Source organism: Catalinimonas alkaloidigena, assembly GCF_029504655.1.
Taxonomy (GTDB): domain Bacteria; phylum Bacteroidota; class Bacteroidia; order Cytophagales; family Cyclobacteriaceae; genus Catalinimonas; species Catalinimonas alkaloidigena.
This window is the reverse complement of the sequence record NZ_JAQFIL010000001.1, coordinates 2304825-2323431: the sequence shown is the minus strand read 5'-3', so window position 1 is coordinate 2323431 and position 18607 is coordinate 2304825. Positions and strand designations below refer to the sequence as shown.

Genomic DNA, 18607 nt, shown 5'->3' with positions numbered 1-18607 from the left:
CAAAAAAATGTTATGGATTTTCGTAAAAAAGGCTGGTTAAAACAATACCTTCATCTGAGAAATAACTATACCTTAAAAAAGGAATATGACAGGCTCATGGAGATAGAAAATGCGCATGAGCCAGAAACTATTCTTTATGAGTTATTGCAACCTACCGGTTTCCTTTATGGGCATCCAGCCAACATTCCAATCAACTATAAATCTTTTTTGAGGGCATTGCGAACCGAAAAGATGCCCATGCAGGACAAAACCAAAATCATACTCACTGAAAGTTTTCTCCATAGCGGTCTGATTTCGCCCCGCTATCAGCAGATTAGTCAAAGGTTAGATGTTGCGGATGCTTTACTGGAGTCAGCAATTTTTATTGGAAAATTTTACCGGGCGGTATATCCCAATTTATTTACCACACATACCTCAGGCTTTTTCAGACGAGATAAGAAGGGCTTGGAGTTATCCGAATACCTCATTGGTATGAGAGTAGGAGATGATGCCCAAGCTTCAAATTTCTGGGGACAGTTTTTCAGAAGTAGCCTTTTGTTTCTGGATGTATTGTACTTCGGTCAATGGCTTCACGCTTTTAGAACTGATCATGCTGCTGAACAACTACTTCAAAACCACCGGGAAGACAGGCTACTCATTTTTAAAACCATATTAGCAGCAGCCTATGCCAATAAAACGTTAGAAAAAGAAGAAAAACAACTCATCCAAAGTTATCTGGAAGTAGCACAATTTGACGAAGAAACGCATAAGAATACGCTTGAGTTGATTGACAAAGGCCTGAACATTTCAGCGCTTGAAATTACCACGGCTCAATCTCAGGTCATGAAGAAGCACTTATTGGAACTGGCAATACTCACAGTTTGTGCCGACAGAGAAGTCAATCAGGCAGAGCAGGAATTTCTGGATAAACTTAGGAAAAAGCTCAAACTGGATTATATGACTTTTCAGAGCAGTATGATTGCTGTAGAAAGTTTTATTGTGGAGTATTGGCAGCAGATTCAAATGCAGGACGAAGACAAGATCAAAGCTTTAGGAACGCATTTACTTAACAGAATTTCACTCATGCTCAAAGAACAGGAGGAGTCACTGATCCAAGCGTTAAACCAGCATCCGCATCTTGTTAAACTTTTGCTAAAAAATCAACAGGAAAAGTTAAGTACTGAAGACCGGAATAAAATTAGAAAAGGGCTATTTGAGGTGATCAATACCTTACCTTATTTCACTGCAATAGCATTACCAAAAGCTTACCTGACTTTTCCGAATTTGATGGAAGTACTACCTCAGGATTTGTTATTGCATAAAAGCCTCAATAACGCATAAAATGAAGACGCGCATCGGGATCTATACGTAAACTCGCCTCATTACCTGCCAGCAAAAGATAATGTGCAGTAATAGCAATCATGGCAGCATTATCGGTACAGTATTCCAGTTTGGGCAAATAAATAGTCCAGCCTTTTTCTTTGGATAGCTCATCCAGCTTTGCTCTTAACCCCTGGTTGGCTGAAACTCCTCCGGCAATCGCAATTTCGCAAATACCAGTTTGGGTTGCTGCGCTTTCTAGTTTTTCCATCAACATAGCAATCAGCGTTTTTTGAATGCTAGCGGCTATATCTGCTTTATTGTTTTCAATAAAGTCAGCGTTTTTATTTTCATGCTTTTTTAAAAAATTGAGAAAAGCAGTCTTGATGCCGCTAAAAGAATACTGCAAATCCGGCATATTGGTCATAGGAAAAGTAAATTTGTCAGGATCACCTTCCTGAGCAAGTCTGTCAATATACGGGCCTCCGGGATAAGGCAAACCCATTAGTTTTGCACATTTATCAAAGGCCTCTCCCACCGCATCATCCTGAGTCTCTCCAAGGATTTCCATGTCCAAAAAACTGTTCACCTGCACGATCTGAGTATGTCCACCACTGACAGTAAGACAGATGAAAGGGAAACTGGGCTTGGGTGCATCAATAAAATGAGCTAAAATATGCGCCTGCATATGATCTACTGCCAAAAGTGGTATATCCAAAGCATAAGCCATTGACTTAATGAACGATGCTCCTACCAACAGTGAGCCTAATAATCCTGGTCCTCGGGTAAATGCTACACCATTAAGCATACTTTTTGTTATATTTGCGTTAGAAAGAGCTTGGTGTACTACAGGTACGATGTGTTGTTGATGAGCTCTGGAGGCTAATTCAGGCACTACTCCACCATATTTTTCATGAACTGATTGAGAAGCTACAATGTTGCTTAATATCTTCCCGTTTTGTATTACAGCAGCAGAGGTATCATCGCAGGATGATTCTACTGCCAATATGTTAACTGTGTCAGTTTCTTTAAGGTTTAGCAGGGATTCATTCATATTTACTGGAAAATTTGGGTAAAGAAACAATAAATAAGAGTACAACTCAACGAAAAGCTGTCAAGACTATTATATGGTTTAGTGCAAGCTTGTTTATAGCGTTAGCTTTGCTTGTAGCTACCGTCCAAATCCCCTATTTCCAAACCAGAATCGTGCACAAACTTGCCAGTATTATTACAGAAAGAACTGGCTTTCAAACATCTATCAAAAACGTTAATATTAAATGGTTTGATACCATAGTATTGGATAGCATAGTCGTAGTGGATGATGATAAAATCCCGATGATTTATGTGGATGAGATCGCGATTGACTTTGACATAAGGACCTTCACTGATGGTCAAAATATATTCCTGAGTGAGGCCCACTTACAGGGTGGACAGGTAAACCTGATCAAAAGTCCGGTAGATAGTACACTTAACATGACCCGGTTTATTGAAAATGTAAGGAGCATTTTCAGAAAAAGAGGTAAAAAAAGATCTTCATCTCCTCCTGTTTTCACAATTTCAGATGTTCACCTTAGGGATTTAAAGTTCAGCTATTCTGATCTTGAGAGGCCTCCTATCACAGATGCATTTGATTACAACCACTTTAAGCTAGAAAATATTCAAGGTGATGTAGAAGATTTCAGAGTCGTAGCAGATACACTGGAACTTATGATAAATACGCTAAGGTGTTACGAGCCAGTCAATGATTTTACTATTCATGACTTTATTGGCTTTTATCGCTACACAAATCAATCCATGACCTTCCAGAATTTTGATCTGTACGCTGGAAATAGTACGATAAGAGATTCAGTGGTATTTAATTATGATGGCAAAGAAGATTTGAGCTATTTCAACGATAGCATCACCATCAATGCTAATATCAAACAGTCTGAAATATATTCACGTGACTTAGCGCTCTTCGCACCTTCCATGCATCGTTTTGATGAGTTTTATACAATCAGTGGAAAGTTTGATGGAGAGGTTAGAAACTTTACCGCCCGTGATTTTATTCTGGACTATGGTGCCAGAAGTCACCTGGCCGGAGATGCAAGTTTCAATGGCTTACCAAACTTCAAAGAAACGTTTATAAACCTGGAGCTTTCAGATGCATTAATTGATACTCGTGACCTTGAGCAGTATATCAACGATCAGCAAACTTATCTAAACGTTCGTAAATTTGGTGATATTAAATTCCGAGGGGAGTTTTTAGGGTTTCCTAACGATTTTGTTGCGAATGGTAGTGCTGAAACAGCCCTAGGTAATATTGCTTCTGACATCAACCTAAAGCTTGCTGAACAGCCTATTTATTCCGGAAGCCTGGCCCTTACAGATTTTAATCTGGCTGCATTTAGTCCTGAGCCCGGACTTTTTCAAAAAACTACTTTCAAAGGCACGATTAACGGAAATGGCTTAAGCATTGATGATGCTGATTTCCAACTGGATGCTAATTTCAAGTATTTGGGGATAAATCATTATCGTTACAAGAACATATCCACCAATGCTCATTTCGCAAAATCTTTTTTTGAAGGGAAACTGGATATACAGGACCCTAACCTCAAATTCTCACTCAATGGTACGCTTGACCTGAGGAATGGTAAAGAGGACATAGTGCTTCAGGCAAAGCTGGACACTGCTTTTCTAAAAACGCTAAATCTTACAGAAGAAGAAATTTTTATCAGGACTGAGCTATCCACTAATACCAAAGGATTTAAAGTTGATGATCTGGTTGGTAATGCTTCTTTCAGAAAGCTGTTTGTTAGCTATGAAAACAGAAACCTTGCGATAGACACATTATCATTTACTTCCATTAAAGACCAAAATGAAAGGATATTTAGCCTTTACTCGGATAAGTTTGACGCTAACCTCAGAGGGGATTATGATTTTTCTTATTTAGTAAATGATGTGGAAGAGCTGGTCAAAGAGTATCGCTTGATCTTCACCAATAATGCTGAGGACTTACAGGCATATTATAGTAGCAAACAGGTGAAGCCTATTGAATCCTACCGGAATGATAAGTATGAGCTGAACTATGATATTTCTCTTGATGATATTAACCCGCTATTACAATTATTTGATCCGCAACTTAGCATTTCAAATAACACCCGTCTGAATGGCAAATTTACGGGAGGATATACTAATATTATTACCCTGCACAGTAAAATAGACACCATCAAGTATGCTAACAGTATCTTGTTAGATAATACTGTTGATATTTCCACTTCAAAAATTGCAGACAGCACTGAAATTCTTGCGATGGTTTATCTGGAGTCTGAAAGACAGGAGATTGACAAAGATGAATTAAATTTAAATACGGAGAACTTTATCTTTGAAGCCATCTGGAGTGATGACCACATTGATTTTCAGCAAAATGTAAAGCAAGAGTATACGAATAATCATGCTGCTATCTCCGGTGAATTACGTTTTCTTAATGATACTACCGAGGTTATTTTTAACCCTTCTGACTTACTTGTCTTAGATCATCCCTGGTATTTTTCTGACAGCAATAAAATCGTTTACTCAGACAAAGAACTAGTTTTTAACAGCTTTTCTCTATTTAATGAATCCCATGATGAAGGGCTACAGGAAATTGCGTTATTTGGCTCATTATCTGAAGATCCTGAGAAAATGCTGACTTTAAAAGTTGATAACTTTCAGGTGGATAATCTTAGTCCGCTCCTCAAAAGGAACTATCAGGGAGAAGTGAACGGGTTTATGGATATCCAAAACGTTTTTGAATCCGCATCCGATAGCACCCGGCAACTTGTACTTGACAGCGAGTTTTCTATTGGTGATTTTAGCATCAACAATTTTGCAGTAGGTAAAATCATCACTTTGGCAGATTGGGATAATATCAATAAAGAGCTCAGGCTGAACTTAATGGTGAACCGGGATGGTGAGCGCATCATATCTTTAAACGGCGGCTACAAGCCCCGCTTAATCAACGATCCTCTTAATATGAAGGCCACATTTCAGAATATGAATATCAACATTCTGGAGCCTTATTTTGACGAATTTTTCTCTGAGTTTGGCGGAACAGCCGATGGTGAGTTTAGTATTTCAGGTAGTTTGCAGTATCCCATCCTTATGGGGCAGGGAAATATTCAGGATGGAAGTATCAAAATCAACTACCTGAATACCAGTTATACTTTTGATGGAGGCATCTTTTTTGACGAAAACACAATAGGTGTAAAAGACCTTGCGCTATTTGACCAACGAAATAATAAAGCGGTATTCAATGGAGGCTTTTTCCATGATGGCTTTACCAATTTTGTCATTGACCTGACCGGAGACCTTGATAATGTGGCTGTACTCAATACCGGCCTTAAAGACAATGACCTTTTTTATGGAAAAGGTTATGCTACCGGAAAGGTGAATTTATTAGGAGCGATCGAGAATATGAACATCTCTGCCCGGGTCACTACTGAAAAAGGGACCAAGATTTTTATTCCTATGGAAAGTATTGAAGATGTGCAGCAATCGGACTTCATAAGCTTTGTAAATTTTAAAGATAGTATTAAGAATGAGTCAGGCGTCGACAAAATTAACCCTACAGGCGTAAACCTTGACCTGGAAATTGATATCTCGCCTGATGCTTATGGCGAACTGATTTTTGATATCAAAACCGGTGATATCATCCGTGGAAGAGGTGATGGGCAGTTACAATTACTTCTCTCATCAGCAGGAGAGTTCAGTATGTTTGGAGATATCTCATTCCTGGAGGGGGGCTATAATTTTACGTTATACAATATCATCAATAAGGAATTCAAGATTCAGCCCGGCAGCACTATTTCCTGGCTGGGTGACCCCTATGGGGGTATTGTAGATATTACGGCTACCTACCAGCAGTTAGCATCTCTTGAGCCTCTGATCAATATCAGTGATGAAGAGACTTCTGATGAAATAAGGCGCCGATATGACGCGATTGTAAATATGGATCTCACCGGGGATCTTATGTCACCCAATATTGATTTTGCCATTGATGTTCAGAACTATCCGGAAAATAATGTTCAGCTACAGGCAGCAGTGGAGACCTTAAAAAATAATGCGCTTTATGGTGAAGAAGAGTTAAAAAGACAGGTTTTTAGCCTTATTGTGCTCAGACGTTTCTCCGAGCTCGGGTCATTTGAAGGCAGTGGTAACTTCGTGAGCAGTAGCGTAAGTGAATTTCTTTCCAACCAGTTCAGCTATTGGCTAAGCCAGGTAGATGAGAACCTTGAAATTGATGTAGATCTGGGGTCTTTTGATGAAGATAGATTTAACACATTTCAGTTAAGACTTTCTTACACTTTTTTAGATGGCCGCTTAAGGGTAACACGAGATGGAGGATTTACAAACGTAAATAACGAAGCTGATGCAGCCAGTGTAATCGGAGACGTAACGCTGGAATACCTACTTACACAGAATGGCAAGTACCGGGTAAAAGTTTATAATAAAAATAATTTTAATAGCCTGTTGAGTGGTGTTGGAGCAACAAATTACACCAATCAGGGTATTAGTTTGATGCACGTGGAGAGCTTTGATAAAATAAAAGAACTCTTTATTAATGCTCGCAATACAGCAATTGATAAAAACAATGTCCTACCAAGCCAGCAGGTTCAAGATAGTACCCAGCTTGAACCTACTGGTAATATTCCTTTTTTCAAACCAGATAAAGGCAAAGAACTAATTCCTGAATAAATAAGCTTAGTCTTCTATCTCCTGTTGATACGCTAGTATTCCTCCTTTTAGATTATAGAGGTTATTGTACTGATAGTTATCTTCCAGAAACTTGATAGCATTTGCACTCCGTTTACCACTTCGGCAATGCACTACCACTTTCTGGTCTTTTTTAAACTTATCTACACTACTAGGAACATCTCCTAATGGAATTAACTCTGCTCCCAAATTAGCTTCTTCATACTCATATGGTTCTCTTACATCAATAAACTGAAAACTCTCTTTAGCATCCTGCATCTTTTTTAATTCTTGTACAGTGATTTCTTTCATAGCTGAATTTTGTTATTGCTTAGTTTAGAATTAATTTGCCTTCTTACAATTTACGTACACCTTCAAAGTAAGTTAAATTTTTGTTGGAATGCAGATAAAAATTAAAAGGCTAAACGATGCTTTTCATATGGAAGCCACAAATGAGAATGGCGTCAGCATTCACATGGACTCCAGCCCCGATGTAGGAGGACAAAATAAAGGAATGCGCCCTATGCAGTTATTGCTTTCCGGAATTGGTGGATGCAGCACCATAGACATATTAGATATTCTAAAAAAGCAGAGACAGCAGGTTCATGACATTGATGTAAATATTAAAGCTACGCGCTACGAAGGAGAAACACCATCACTTTTTAAAACGATTCACCTTGAATACATCTTTCATGGAAACCTTGATGAAAGTAAGGTTAAAAGAGCCATTGACCTTTCTCTTGACAAATACTGCTCTGTTGCTAAAATATTAGAAAAAACTGCCGAAATATCATATAGCTTTCAGGTAAAATCATAACCAAATCACTATGGCAGATCATAAACGTCATTTTGAGACAGAAGCCATCAGAACTCAGGCTGAGCGGTCTCAACATCGTGAGCACAGCGTGCCAATATTTGCTACCTCCAGTTTTGTATTTGAAGACGCAGAACAGGCTCGTGCCATGTTTGCTGACGAAATTCAAGGTAATATTTATACCCGCTTCTCAAATCCCAATAATGATGAGTTTATTGAGAAACTGTGCGCGTTAGAAGGTGCAGAAGCAGGCATAGCTACCGCATCGGGTATGGCCGCTATGTTTATCAGTATTGCCTCTTTTTTAAAAACTGGTGATCACGTGCTGGCTTCACGCTCTTTATTTGGCTCTACCCACCAAATCCTGACGCAACTACTACCCCGTTGGGGAATCTCCCATACTTATGTTGACATTCATCATCCTGAAGAATGGGAAGCCCAGATTAGGGATAATACCAAGATGATCTTTGTGGAAACACCTTCTAATCCCGGTTTGGATTTGCTGGATTTGGAGTGGTTGGGAAAGTTGGCGGAAAAATACAAGCTTTTGCTGAACGTTGACAACTGTTTTGCTACACCTTACTTACAAAACCCACTTCAATGGGGCGCCCATATTGTTACTCATTCGGTTACCAAATTCATAGATGGTCAGGGAAGGACGATAGGTGGAGCGGTGTTAGGAAGTAAAGAGCTCATAAAAGAAGTCAAATTTATGGCAAGACATACCGGCCCAGCCATGTCCCCCTTTAATGGATGGATTCTATCCAAAAGTCTGGAGACACTGGCGGTACGCATGGAAAAACACTGTGCCAATGCACTGGATTTGGCAAGCTGGCTGGAAGAGCAGGAGGAAGTAGAAAGTGTAAAGTATCCGTTACTGCCCTCTCACCCTCAATATGAACTCGCAAAAAAACAAATGCGACTAGGAGGAGGTATTCTTACTTTTGAATTAAAAGGTGGACTAGATAGAGGAAAGCGTTTTTTAAACGCGCTAAAAATGCTCTCACTTACTGCCAACTTAGGTGATACCCGTAGCATTTGTACTCATCCTGCTTCTACAACTCATTCTAAACTTTCTGATGAAGAAAGGGCTGTTGTAGGCATTACACCGGGGCTCATTCGTTTATCTGTTGGTTTAGAACACACTGAGGATATCAAAGCAGACCTGAAGCAGGCCATTGCAAAGTCTACCGTGCATTAGAACCGATCGTAAATCGTAAGGCAGGCCAGATGATTAACCTGCCTGTTTTTTAAATTTATTGTCAGGCTACTGATGCAATCCACATTCGGTTTTGGCATTCCCCGACCAGCGTCCTGCCCTACCCCTACCTTTAAAAGTACAATGTTTACAGCCGATCGATTCATAACCTAGAGGTTTTAGTGGATGAACTGGTAATGACCATTTTGCCAAATAATTTTTCACCTCATCTTCTTTCACATCTATAATGGGATAAAACTTAAGTGTCCCCTCTTTCCATTGAAAGATATCCAGATTCTGGCGGTGATCATTTTGCCAGCTCATTAAGCCTGAGACCCAAATATCTGCCTTCTGCTTGATCTGCAACATAGGTTCAACTTTGTTTACCGAGCAGCACAGGTCAGGGTCAGTTTTCCACACTTCATTTTCTCTGGTAAATTTATTTTTCCAGTCTTCCGGAAATAATTCTTTTACATTCAAATCAAACATTTGAGTAAGCTTATGCTTATACATCAAGGTTTCATCAAAATGAAATGACGTATCCAGAAAATATACCTCCTGCTTAATATTCATTTTGAAATAAAGGTGCAAAAGATAAACTGCTGTAGTGCCAAAAGAAGAAGTCAGGATGACATTTTTCTCCATTAGTGACTTATTGCTATACATAGCTTTAATCCTTTCTTCCGGAGACATTGAGCGAAAAATAGCATTCAAACGATCTATGTGATCCTGATGCTTTAGATCAAATAAATTATTTTCCCAACTTATCATGAATCTGAGATTTATAGGTTTATCAGCTAAGTTTATAACACTTAAAAATTCAAAATTTGGCTATGCATAGCTGTTGTATGTATACAGTTTTGCTAACTGTACACAGCAAATATTTAGTTTTAAAAAAAATTGGTTAATCAGTTATCAGGAATGCATTTCTGCCTTAAGGGCAAGCTCTCTTTTTACTGCTTCAGCAATGTGAGCAGGATGCAAAGCAACAACCTCCCCAATGATAATCACTGCGGGTGAAGCCAGCCCGGTTTCAGCAGCCATTGTTTTCATCTCACGAACATTTGATACTCCTACCCTCTCATCAGGCATAGAGCCATTTTGAATTATTGCAACCGGAGTATCAGCTTTACCAAAACTTAAAAAAGTCTGTTGAATTTCCTCAATCCGAGACATGCCCATTAGAATGACGATGGTAGCTGAAGATTGTGCAGCCAGCCTTACATCATTGGAAATAGTGCCTTTACGAGTAGTACCAGTAATTACCCAAAAACTTTCACTCAGCCCTCTACGCGTTAGTGGTATGGATTGTAATGCAGGCACAGCATTAACACTACTGATACCAGGTACCAGCGATACGGCTATACCTGCTTGTTCAGCATAGATTTGCTCTTCATGTCCTCTACCAAAAATATAAGGATCACCTCCTTTAAGACGCACTACATGACCATACTGACGTGCACAGCTTACTATCAGCCTATTGATATCTTCCTGAGCAACTCTGTGGCTACCTGCTCGTTTCCCAACATAAATACGTGGAACATTTTCAGGAACATACTTGAGAAGTTCATCATTTGCGAGCGCATCATAGAGCACTACATCTGCGGTTTCTAAGGCCCGAATACCCTTAAGTGTGATTAACTCAGGGTCTCCGGGGCCTGCACCAACCAATGATAAACGAGGTTTTACATATTCTTGATTAAGCATGTACCTTGCTGTTTAACTGCTGCTCGCGAAGCTTTTTTACCAAAGTCAAAAAGGATTCAGAAGCTGCAATATAGTTTTTTGCAAAAGCCTCTGTAGGTTCATAGTCTCTTATCTGTAGAACTAACGCTTCAAAAGAAGAATCTAAATTCACTTTACCACTTTCTACATAGTGCTTATCAAATTCTTTGATAATATTCATCTGATTGTTGGGGTTTTTATCATCAGACAAAAGAAGACTCTTAGCTCCTATCACAAATCCACTGTATGCATTGTAAATAGCATCTGCATAGTTTCCTCCCTGATAATTCTCTAAAGCACTTTCCAATTTCTCTTCTGCTTCCACAATGAGTGTCTGAATAAGGTCAATCACCACGCCCGCACATTCACCAACTCCTGCTTCTACCTTAAAAGCCTCTTCTTCATGCTCATGCTTCCAATCTTTATAATCTTCAGGACTCAGGCTCTCCAAATCAGTCAATGGCTTTAAAAGATGGTAGAAATACATTTTACCCTGACGCAGATAGTAATCAGCGTAATACTCTCCATCATTCCCATTTTCTTCGTAATCATCCAGTAGTACCCGCATGGTTTCATCTACTTTTTTACTGGGTACTTTCGTTATTTTTTCAGCAATACGCCCTTCACCATTGCCATCTACGCCGCCACCCAACAGTACCTGTAGTGCCGGTAATACATTTTTATTTTTATCTTTCATAGAACTACCATGAAAGCCAATGCTTGCAATACCATGTTGTCCGCATGAATTAGGGCAGCCACTAATTTTGATTTTAATGTCATTGTTCTTAACCAGTTCTGGGTACTCGGCACGTATCAGTTGCTCAATACGATTTGAGGCACCCGTACTATTTGAAATCCCCAGATTACACGTATCAGTTCCCGGACAGGCAGTCACATCAGCAGTACTGTCAAAGCCGGGTTCGGCCAGATCAATTTCATGCAGGGCATTAAAGAGGTGTGGTAGTGCATCTTCTGTCAGAAACTTCAACAGGAAGCCCTGGTTCACCGTGATACGCACATCATCCGCTGCGTATTTTTCTACGATATCAGCAAATTTACGGGCTTTATCGGAAAGGATATTTCCTAATGGCAGTTTGATATGAACTCCATAATACCCTTCCTGTTTTTGAGGAAACACATTGGTAGTTTTCCAAAGCGCGTATTTACGCTCATCAGAAATAGTAGCTGGGCCAAAATCATTATTTTTTGGAAGCACCTGTTCAGGGATCAAATCTCTGTCTACTTTGACGGATTGAGCTCTCAAGCTTTTTTGCTCTTCACCAGCTAACCTGATCAATTCTTCAGCGCCAATACTCTTCATTAAGAATTTCATTCTCGCTCTTCCCCGCTTATTACGCTCTCCATGTCTGTCAAATACTCTTAATACTGATTCGGTAAACGGAATAACTTTATCCTCTTCCATGAATTCTGAGGCCACTTCAGCCATATGGGGCTGAGCTCCCAAACCTCCGCCAATGAGTACTTTGAAGCCTCTTATCTCCTTTCCATCCACTTCTTTGACCTTGGGAATTAGACCGATATCATGGATAAATGTAAAGGCAGAATCTTCTTGGCTGGATGAGAGCGCGATTTTAAATTTACGCCCCATTTCCTGACAAACCGGATTACGGAGGAAATATTCAAAAATTGACTGTGCATAAGGTGATACATCAAAAGGTTCATTAGGATCAATGCCTGCCTTAGCTGAAGCCGTTACATTCCGCACAGTATTTCCACAAGCTTCTCTTAATGTCAACTTATCCTGCTCTAATTCAGACCAAAGCTCGGGTGTTCTATCCAGGCTTACAAAGTGAATTTGTATGTCTTGTCGTGTAGTAAGGTGGATGTTACTATTGGCATACTCATCTGCTATATCAGCGACACGCCGAATCTGAGGGACAGTAAGTCTACCAAAAGGAATTTTGATTCTCACCATTTGTACGCCCTGCTGGCGCTGCCCATACACTCCTCTGGCTAACCGCAGGCTGCGAAAGCGATCTTCATCAATATTACCTACACGAAACAACCTGATCTTTTTTTCCAGCTCAATGATGTCTTTTTCAACGACTGGATTTTCAATTTCTGTACGGAAACTTTGCATGGATATTAATTTTGAGATTTTTGAATCATAAAAAAAGCCTTCCCTAAATTAAGTGGGGAAGGCTTGTAATCTATGTAGCTGAACCTTTGTAAATAAAATACTAAGGTTTATTATCTGAAGTATTGTTAATAGTACATAGTAAGCCTTCCAGGTTGAAAGACAACATACAACACCAAAACCAGCAAGCACGACGCTGTGCTGCTGTAAGTTTACTGTTTGTCTTTGAAAGGCTACCAATCATACAATAAAAGTAGTTATTGATTACTTATAATTCAAAAATACAATAGAATTTTGAAGAATCAAATAAGCAAGGAAAAACAAAATGATTTGTCCTTTTATTATTATGCAAGTTGTGCGTCAAGCTTTTGGGCTAATACTCCTTTATTAACAGCACCTACCTGCTTATCAACAATTTCTCCATTTTTAAATACCAATAAAGTAGGAATACTACGAATTCCATACTTAGCTGAGATACTTGGATTTGAATCTACATCTACCTTACCGATTACTGCTTTCCCATCATAGTCTTCAGCTAACTCATTTACAACGGGAGCAATCATTTTACATGGTCCACACCATTCTGCCCAAAAATCAACTAAAACCGGCTTATCGCCTGCGTTGATCATTTCGTCAAAATTAGAATCGGTAAGTTCAACGGGTTTACTCATATCAAATTATATTTTAATTGTTTCTAAATTATTTACTTTTATATCTAACGGCAAATGCTCAGTAAGGATATGTTCTCCAAACGACAATTCGTTAAATTAGATTTCATGGAAATTTAATCCAAACCTGAGATTTTACTCAATACTGTACGTATCAGCTTATCAATGGTTTTGGAAGAATGGACAGAAAACTTTTGTGTTTCCCGATTTGCTACAATTGCGTTGGTGCTCAATACCTTATGTCCTAAAGCCTTGCCTAATGCATAGTAGCCAGCTGTCTCCATCTCAAAATTTGTCAATTTACCCCCATCAAAGCTAAAACTCTTCAGTTTTTCATGATAGTTTTCAAACTGCAGAGGTAATTTAACTCTACGACCCTGAGGAGCATAAAAGCCCGGGCAGGTAAGGGTGTTTCCTGTCAATAACTCTTGTGTCAACAAGGACTTTAAAGTTTCGTTAGCCCGTTCACAATATGGTTCAAAGGAAAGTTCCATATGCTGCTGCAGTTGCCGGGCATGTTCGCTATAAAGCATATTTTTTTTATTGCCGTAAAAATGCATCAGAGTATCTAATCCAAATGCGTAGTCACTCATTAGCAAAGAATCCAAGGGAACATCTTTCCGTAATGCACCTGATGTACCTACACGAATAATCGTTAATGTACGATGTTCAGCATTAGGGTTGAGATTGCTCAGATTGACATTGGCCAAAATATCTAATTCAGTAAGCAGTATTTCTACATTATCTGTGCCCATACCGCTGCTGATAACCATGATGTTTTTTTTACCCAGTCTACCTATGTGCGAAACAAATTCCCGCTTATTGATCATTACATCAATACTATCAAAGTATTTACTTACTTCAGCTACCCGCTCAGGGTCACCAACTGTAATGATGAAGTCCGTAAGATGTTCGGGTCGTAAGCCCAGATGGTAAATACTCCCATCAGCGTTCAGGATGATTTCGGAGGATGGAGCGTGATCTTTCAAGGTATTATACTTCTTTTGCAGGGTTTCCAAACACTGTGGCACCTGCCTTCACGTTTTCCACGACGACCGAGCCAGCACCGATGCGTGCTCCTTTTCCTATTTCCAGCGGAGCGGCTATGGTTACTCCTGCACCAATAAACACATTATCTTCTACTTTCGCACCGGCATGTATAACACTGCCGGCACCGACCTGTACATGATCACCAAGCTGTGCTTCATAATCTACCACCGAATTGGTATGCAGAATACATCCTATTCCCACTTTGGCAAAGCTACCTATGACTACTCCGGCATTCGCGAAAAGACCATAAGAAATATAGGCGTTTCCAGAAATCATAGCTTTGGGATGAACCGCATTTATCGGCATCACCTTACGACGATCATTTAACATTTTGAATACGCCTTTACGAAGCTCACGGTCATCTAGTGCCACAAAAGCGTCACATTTTTTACCAATAAACTTTGTGTATCCATGATCATCCATGCTTCCCAGAATACCGATTTCTGCTATTTCCTGTCCATGCAAACGTTTATCGTCATCCAGAAAACAGTAAACTACTACTTCGTTTTCCTGAAATATTTCTAATGTAGCTTTTCCTAAGCCACCTGCGCCAAATATTATTACCGGATTGTCCATCATTGCATTCTAATATTAAAAAGTGAAGAAGTGAATTCTGTAAAGGAAGCTTCAAAACTTGCAAAAAAAACGTTGCAGACCAAGAGTAGGTTTCAGCTCTTCATTATATGTTTACTTTTCTCTATTCTTTCTAACTTGCACATGAAAATAATTTATCACCTAACTAAAAAGAAACATGTCACTAAAAGTAGGCGACCAGGCTCCTGATTTTGAAGCTAAGAATCAAAAAGATGAAACTGTTAAGTTATCTGATTTTCGTGGGAAAAAAGTTGTCCTTTATTTCTATCCCAAAGATAACACTTCAGGTTGTACGGCTCAGGCTTGTAACCTGAGGGATAATTACAGCAATCTTCAAAAAGCTGGCTATGAAGTAATTGGAGTAAGTAAAGATGGGGTAAAATCACATCAGAAATTTGCCGAAAAACAGGAATTACCTTTCACCCTAATTGCCGACGAAGACACTAATATTAATCAGGCCTACGGCGTATGGAAAGAAAAGTCAATGTATGGCAAAAAGTATATGGGCACTGCGAGAACTACTTTTTTAATTGATGAAGACGGTAAAATAGAAGACATCATAGAAAAAGTAAAAACCAAAGAGCATACCGCCCAGATACTAAAATAATTTCTTTTGAAGTTTCTACAGGTAAATCATCAAATTTCAATGGTTTGCCTAAAGTAAAGGATTAATAAAAGAACTTATACCTGATGTCCGTTACTTAGCCATAGGCTTTTTGCAGGCTAGTTTAAGGTTTTGATTTACTGAAAAATAAGATTGTGAAGAGATATATTCTGCTATTGTTTTTTCTGACAAGCGTTGGCTTAGTAAGGGCCCAAGTTCAGATTCAGAGACCACCTGAAAAAACCCGTCTGCTATTTTTACTTGATGCCTCCGGCAGTATGTACGCTAACTGGGAAAACAGTGTACGTATGGACATTGCCAAAGCCATGCTGGTAGAACTTGTAGACTCCCTTAAAGTAGATCAAGACCTTGAGCTGGCACTGCGAGTATACGGACATCAGTATAATCTTCGCTACAAAAACTGTCAGGACAGCAAGCTGGAAGTACCTTTCGCACCAGCCAATCATGACCGACTTATCGCAAAACTCAGACAAATACAGCCTTCGGGAGTAACTCCCATTGCTTATTCACTGGAACAGGCAGCCAATGATTTTACGAATGACCCTGAATACCGCAACCTTATTATTATTATTACAGATGGTATAGAGTCTTGTGGGGGAGATCCTTGTGCCGTCTCCCTCTCCCTCCAGGAAAAGAATATTTTCCTCAAACCATTTGTGATTGGCCTCGGAATGGATAATGACTACCGGGATGAATTTGCCTGTGTAGGTCAGTATTTTGATGCAAAAAATGTTAATGATTTCCGGCTAGTGTTGGATGATATCTTAAAGCAGTCACTGGAAACCACCACTGTAAGTGTAGAACTACTTGGCACTGACAATCAACCAACAGAGACCAACGTAAACGTCACTTTTTACAACAATTTTACGAAGGCACCTATTTACGATTTTGTGCACTATCGGGATGCGCAGGGCAGACCTGATTCAGTAGTCCTGGATGCGGTGCTTTCTTATGATGTGGTTGTCAACACCATACCTCCGGTCATAAAGCGAAATGTTATTTTTGAAGGAGGCAAGCACAATGTACTTCCTATCAAATCACCACAGGGTTCATTACAGCTCTCACAGAGAGGTCACACAGAATACGACAAAGGGGTGAACGCACTCATCAGGCAGCATGGGAAACAAGAAATATTGAATGTGCAAAGCGTTGCCAGCGCTGAAAAATATTTGGCAGGCACCTACGATATAGAAGTACTTACTTTACCGAAAACATATTTCAAAGATGTAAAAATTGAATACGGTCAAACCACTAATCTAACCATACCAGGACCAGGGGTGCTAAACGCTAACATCGTTACCAAAGGCTATGGAAGTATCTACAAAGTCCATGAAAACGGGTTTCAGGAATGGGTATATGATCTTAACGCTGACGAAACTCGCTTTACCATGGCATTACAACCAGGTAACTACAAAATGGTGTTCCGAGCTGAAAGATCATTTGGCAGCAAATATACTGAGGTAAAAGAATTTAAGATAGACAGTGGATCAACAGTAAGTGTAAAGTTTTTTGGCCCGTAATGAAAAAAGCCGGTCTTAAAACCGGCTTATCAATATTTAAATAGTTTATTTCATTTGTAATTTTTCAGTGATGGCCATTCCTTCTTCCCTTTCTGCCTCCCTCATCATCAGGGCAGTAGTAATATCTTCTTTCTCTTCCTCTGATAAGATGCAACTTTCTATTTCCATCTTCTGAATTACTTCCATTAGCAAATTCAGTTCAGCCACATTTCTTGGGGTTATCAATATCGTGTTCATGAGATTAAAAAGTTAAATTAGTTTAAAAAAATAATTTGAAGAAAACCGCCCCACAATGCGGGACGGCTTAATCAGCTGGTTTTATTTACTTAACTACCATTACCAGGTACTTTGAAGATTCCCAAAACTTTTCAGGATCAGAAACTACAAGATTCAGCTTCTCTTCATCATTTTTTTCCAAGCTGTAAGAGTCTGTAGGATGACTGGTAACAAGTTCTATTTCTTCGCCTTCAACAGGAAATTGTAGCGTTTGACGAATATCAATCTGATTGAACTGCTGCTTATTGAAATTATCTTTCAGCACTTCGGTTCTACCCAGACCCAAGAAACCACCTTCCTTGCTCAATACCTGATTATCTCTCAATTGCTTAAAAGTACCTGTTACAAAATAAGCGGTATTCAGCTCTTCTACTTTTGATATTATTGTTTGCTCCTTTTGATCATTTACATCTTTCAGACTCGCTAAATTTGTGTTCAACTCATCTACTTTAATCTTCATACTGGCAAGCTCTTCTGTTAAAGTGCCAATTTCAGTTTCCTTTGCTTCTATCTTAGCAGTTAGGCTTTCCTGCAATTCATTCATTGAAGCTTTGAGCTTTGCATTTTGTCTGCCTGAATATTTAAGCTGAGCATTTAGTGAAGCTATCTTTTCTCTATTTTCAATAAGCAAACGGTTGATTTCTTCAACATCCTCTCTGATTCTAAGCTTCAAATCTTCCGTAGAAAGGTTCTTCTCTTTGTTGAGCTGTATGTTCATTTCACGCTCACGAATGTCGCTCAGGTTGCTTTCAATCTCTGCAAAGGATTCAATAAAATTTATTAGCGAAGAGTCTTTGCTGGCAAATTTTTGTTCCAACTGCTGGTTTTCGCTTGATAATCGGGAGATTTTTTCTTGCATTTCTTTATTCTCACAAGAAAACAATCCAATACTTAAGGCTGAGACGATGGCTAAATTTCTGATTTGGGCTTTCATAGACTTTAGAGATTTGATGTGATACACCAAATACTATAAAAAATGCATGCCAACACTAAATTCAGCTGTAAAAGTGAGTTTTCTGAAAAAAATG

Annotated in this window: 16 protein-coding genes; 6 read left to right on the top strand and 10 right to left on the bottom strand. The window is 39.2% G+C overall.

The window, feature by feature from the left end; translation table 11 throughout:
* Positions 1-12 precede the first annotated feature (12 nt).
* The gene (locus OKW21_RS09530; protein ID WP_277479190.1) at positions 13-1320 is read left to right on the top strand and encodes a DUF533 domain-containing protein; all 1308 of its coding nucleotides are present in this window, start codon (positions 13-15) and stop codon (positions 1318-1320) included.
* On the opposite strand, the gene tsaD is transcribed toward OKW21_RS09530, so the two are convergent.
* The gene (gene tsaD, locus OKW21_RS09525) at positions 1307-2353 is read right to left on the bottom strand and encodes a tRNA (adenosine(37)-N6)-threonylcarbamoyltransferase complex transferase subunit TsaD (protein ID WP_277479189.1); all 1047 of its coding nucleotides are present in this window, start codon (positions 2351-2353) and stop codon (positions 1307-1309) included. The genes OKW21_RS09530 and tsaD overlap by 14 nt on opposite strands.
* Positions 2354-2505: 152 nt before the next feature.
* On the opposite strand from tsaD, the gene OKW21_RS09520 reads away from it, so the two are divergent.
* On the top strand, positions 2506-7014 hold the full coding sequence (locus OKW21_RS09520; protein ID WP_277479188.1) for a translocation/assembly module TamB domain-containing protein: 4509 nt from the start codon (positions 2506-2508) through the stop codon (positions 7012-7014).
* Positions 7015-7020: 6 nt separating this feature from the next.
* Here the strand turns inward: OKW21_RS09520 and OKW21_RS09515 are convergent, their stop codons facing one another.
* Positions 7021-7323 carry a rhodanese-like domain-containing protein gene (locus OKW21_RS09515; protein ID WP_277479187.1) on the bottom strand — a complete coding sequence of 101 codons (303 nt, stop codon included), beginning with the start codon at positions 7321-7323 and terminating at the stop codon, positions 7021-7023.
* 88 nt (positions 7324-7411) lie between these two features.
* Here OKW21_RS09515 and OKW21_RS09510 point away from each other — a divergent pair, with 88 nt between their 5' ends.
* Complete coding sequence (locus OKW21_RS09510; RefSeq protein ID WP_277479186.1) at positions 7412-7828, top strand: OsmC family protein; 417 nt, start codon at positions 7412-7414, stop codon at positions 7826-7828.
* Positions 7829-7838: 10 nt separating this feature from the next.
* Entirely contained in the window at positions 7839-9026 is a 1188-nt protein-coding gene (locus tag OKW21_RS09505; RefSeq protein ID WP_277479185.1) for a trans-sulfuration enzyme family protein, read from the top strand.
* A 66-nt stretch (positions 9027-9092) separates the two neighbouring features.
* On the opposite strand, the gene OKW21_RS09500 is transcribed toward OKW21_RS09505, so the two are convergent.
* The 6 genes from OKW21_RS09500 to OKW21_RS09475 form a co-directional block, all read right to left on the bottom strand.
* Positions 9093-9794 (bottom strand): phosphoadenylyl-sulfate reductase, encoded by a 702-nt coding sequence (locus OKW21_RS09500; protein WP_277479184.1) that lies wholly within the window; start codon positions 9792-9794, stop codon positions 9093-9095.
* A gap of 144 nt (positions 9795-9938) precedes the next feature.
* On the bottom strand, positions 9939-10730 hold the full coding sequence (gene cobA / locus OKW21_RS09495) for a uroporphyrinogen-III C-methyltransferase (RefSeq protein ID WP_277479183.1): 792 nt from the start codon (positions 10728-10730) through the stop codon (positions 9939-9941).
* Complete coding sequence (locus OKW21_RS09490; protein WP_277479182.1) at positions 10723-12849, bottom strand: nitrite reductase; 2127 nt, start codon at positions 12847-12849, stop codon at positions 10723-10725. The genes cobA and OKW21_RS09490 overlap by 8 nt, the downstream gene beginning before the upstream one ends.
* A 341-nt stretch (positions 12850-13190) precedes the next feature.
* Entirely contained in the window at positions 13191-13517 is a 327-nt protein-coding gene (gene trxA / locus OKW21_RS09485) for a thioredoxin (protein WP_277479181.1), read from the bottom strand.
* Between the two features lie 113 nt (positions 13518-13630).
* A complete protein-coding gene (locus tag OKW21_RS09480) occupies positions 13631-14503 on the bottom strand; it encodes a nucleoside phosphorylase (RefSeq protein ID WP_277479180.1) in 873 nt (290 codons plus the stop codon).
* Between the two features lie 4 nt (positions 14504-14507).
* Positions 14508-15143, bottom strand: coding sequence for a NeuD/PglB/VioB family sugar acetyltransferase (locus tag OKW21_RS09475; protein ID WP_338130037.1), 636 nt, complete (start codon positions 15141-15143; stop codon positions 14508-14510).
* A gap of 172 nt (positions 15144-15315) precedes the next feature.
* On the opposite strand from OKW21_RS09475, the gene bcp reads away from it, so the two are divergent.
* Positions 15316-15765: a thioredoxin-dependent thiol peroxidase gene (gene bcp, locus OKW21_RS09470; protein ID WP_277479179.1), complete on the top strand. Its 450-nt coding sequence runs from the start codon at positions 15316-15318 to the stop codon at positions 15763-15765.
* 152 nt (positions 15766-15917) lie between these two features.
* A complete protein-coding gene (locus tag OKW21_RS09465; protein ID WP_277479178.1) occupies positions 15918-17303 on the top strand; it encodes a vWA domain-containing protein in 1386 nt (461 codons plus the stop codon).
* A 45-nt stretch (positions 17304-17348) separates the two neighbouring features.
* On the opposite strand, the gene OKW21_RS09460 is transcribed toward OKW21_RS09465, so the two are convergent.
* Together OKW21_RS09460 and OKW21_RS09455 are read right to left on the bottom strand one after the other, a co-directional pair.
* Positions 17349-17540 (bottom strand): hypothetical protein, encoded by a 192-nt coding sequence (locus OKW21_RS09460; protein WP_277479177.1) that lies wholly within the window; start codon positions 17538-17540, stop codon positions 17349-17351.
* An 85-nt stretch (positions 17541-17625) separates the two neighbouring features.
* The gene (locus tag OKW21_RS09455; RefSeq protein ID WP_277479176.1) at positions 17626-18513 is read right to left on the bottom strand and encodes a Cbp1 family collagen-binding glycoprotein adhesin; all 888 of its coding nucleotides are present in this window, start codon (positions 18511-18513) and stop codon (positions 17626-17628) included.
* Between the last annotated feature and the right edge of the window lie 94 nt (positions 18514-18607).

What these genes read in the sequence shown, in the direction of transcription:
- OKW21_RS09530 (WP_277479190.1), top strand. Translation starts at nt 13, where the DNA reads ATGGATTTTCGTAAAAAAGGCTGGTTAAAACAATACCTTCATCTGAGA.
- tsaD (WP_277479189.1), bottom strand. Translation starts at nt 2,353, where the DNA reads ATGAATGAATCCCTGCTAAACCTTAAAGAAACTGACACAGTTAACATA.
- OKW21_RS09515 (WP_277479187.1), bottom strand. Translation starts at nt 7,323, where the DNA reads ATGAAAGAAATCACTGTACAAGAATTAAAAAAGATGCAGGATGCTAAA.
- OKW21_RS09510 (WP_277479186.1), top strand. Translation starts at nt 7,412, where the DNA reads ATGCAGATAAAAATTAAAAGGCTAAACGATGCTTTTCATATGGAAGCC.
- OKW21_RS09505 (WP_277479185.1), top strand. Translation starts at nt 7,839, where the DNA reads ATGGCAGATCATAAACGTCATTTTGAGACAGAAGCCATCAGAACTCAG.
- OKW21_RS09500 (WP_277479184.1), bottom strand. Translation starts at nt 9,794, where the DNA reads ATGATAAGTTGGGAAAATAATTTATTTGATCTAAAGCATCAGGATCAC.
- cobA (WP_277479183.1), bottom strand. Translation starts at nt 10,730, where the DNA reads ATGCTTAATCAAGAATATGTAAAACCTCGTTTATCATTGGTTGGTGCA.
- OKW21_RS09490 (WP_277479182.1), bottom strand. Translation starts at nt 12,849, where the DNA reads ATGCAAAGTTTCCGTACAGAAATTGAAAATCCAGTCGTTGAAAAAGAC.
- trxA (WP_277479181.1), bottom strand. Translation starts at nt 13,517, where the DNA reads ATGAGTAAACCCGTTGAACTTACCGATTCTAATTTTGACGAAATGATC.
- OKW21_RS09475 (WP_338130037.1), bottom strand. Translation starts at nt 15,143, where the DNA reads ATGATGGACAATCCGGTAATAATATTTGGCGCAGGTGGCTTAGGAAAA.
- bcp (WP_277479179.1), top strand. Translation starts at nt 15,316, where the DNA reads ATGTCACTAAAAGTAGGCGACCAGGCTCCTGATTTTGAAGCTAAGAAT.
- OKW21_RS09460 (WP_277479177.1), bottom strand. Translation starts at nt 17,540, where the DNA reads ATGAACACGATATTGATAACCCCAAGAAATGTGGCTGAACTGAATTTG.
- OKW21_RS09455 (WP_277479176.1), bottom strand. Translation starts at nt 18,513, where the DNA reads ATGAAAGCCCAAATCAGAAATTTAGCCATCGTCTCAGCCTTAAGTATT.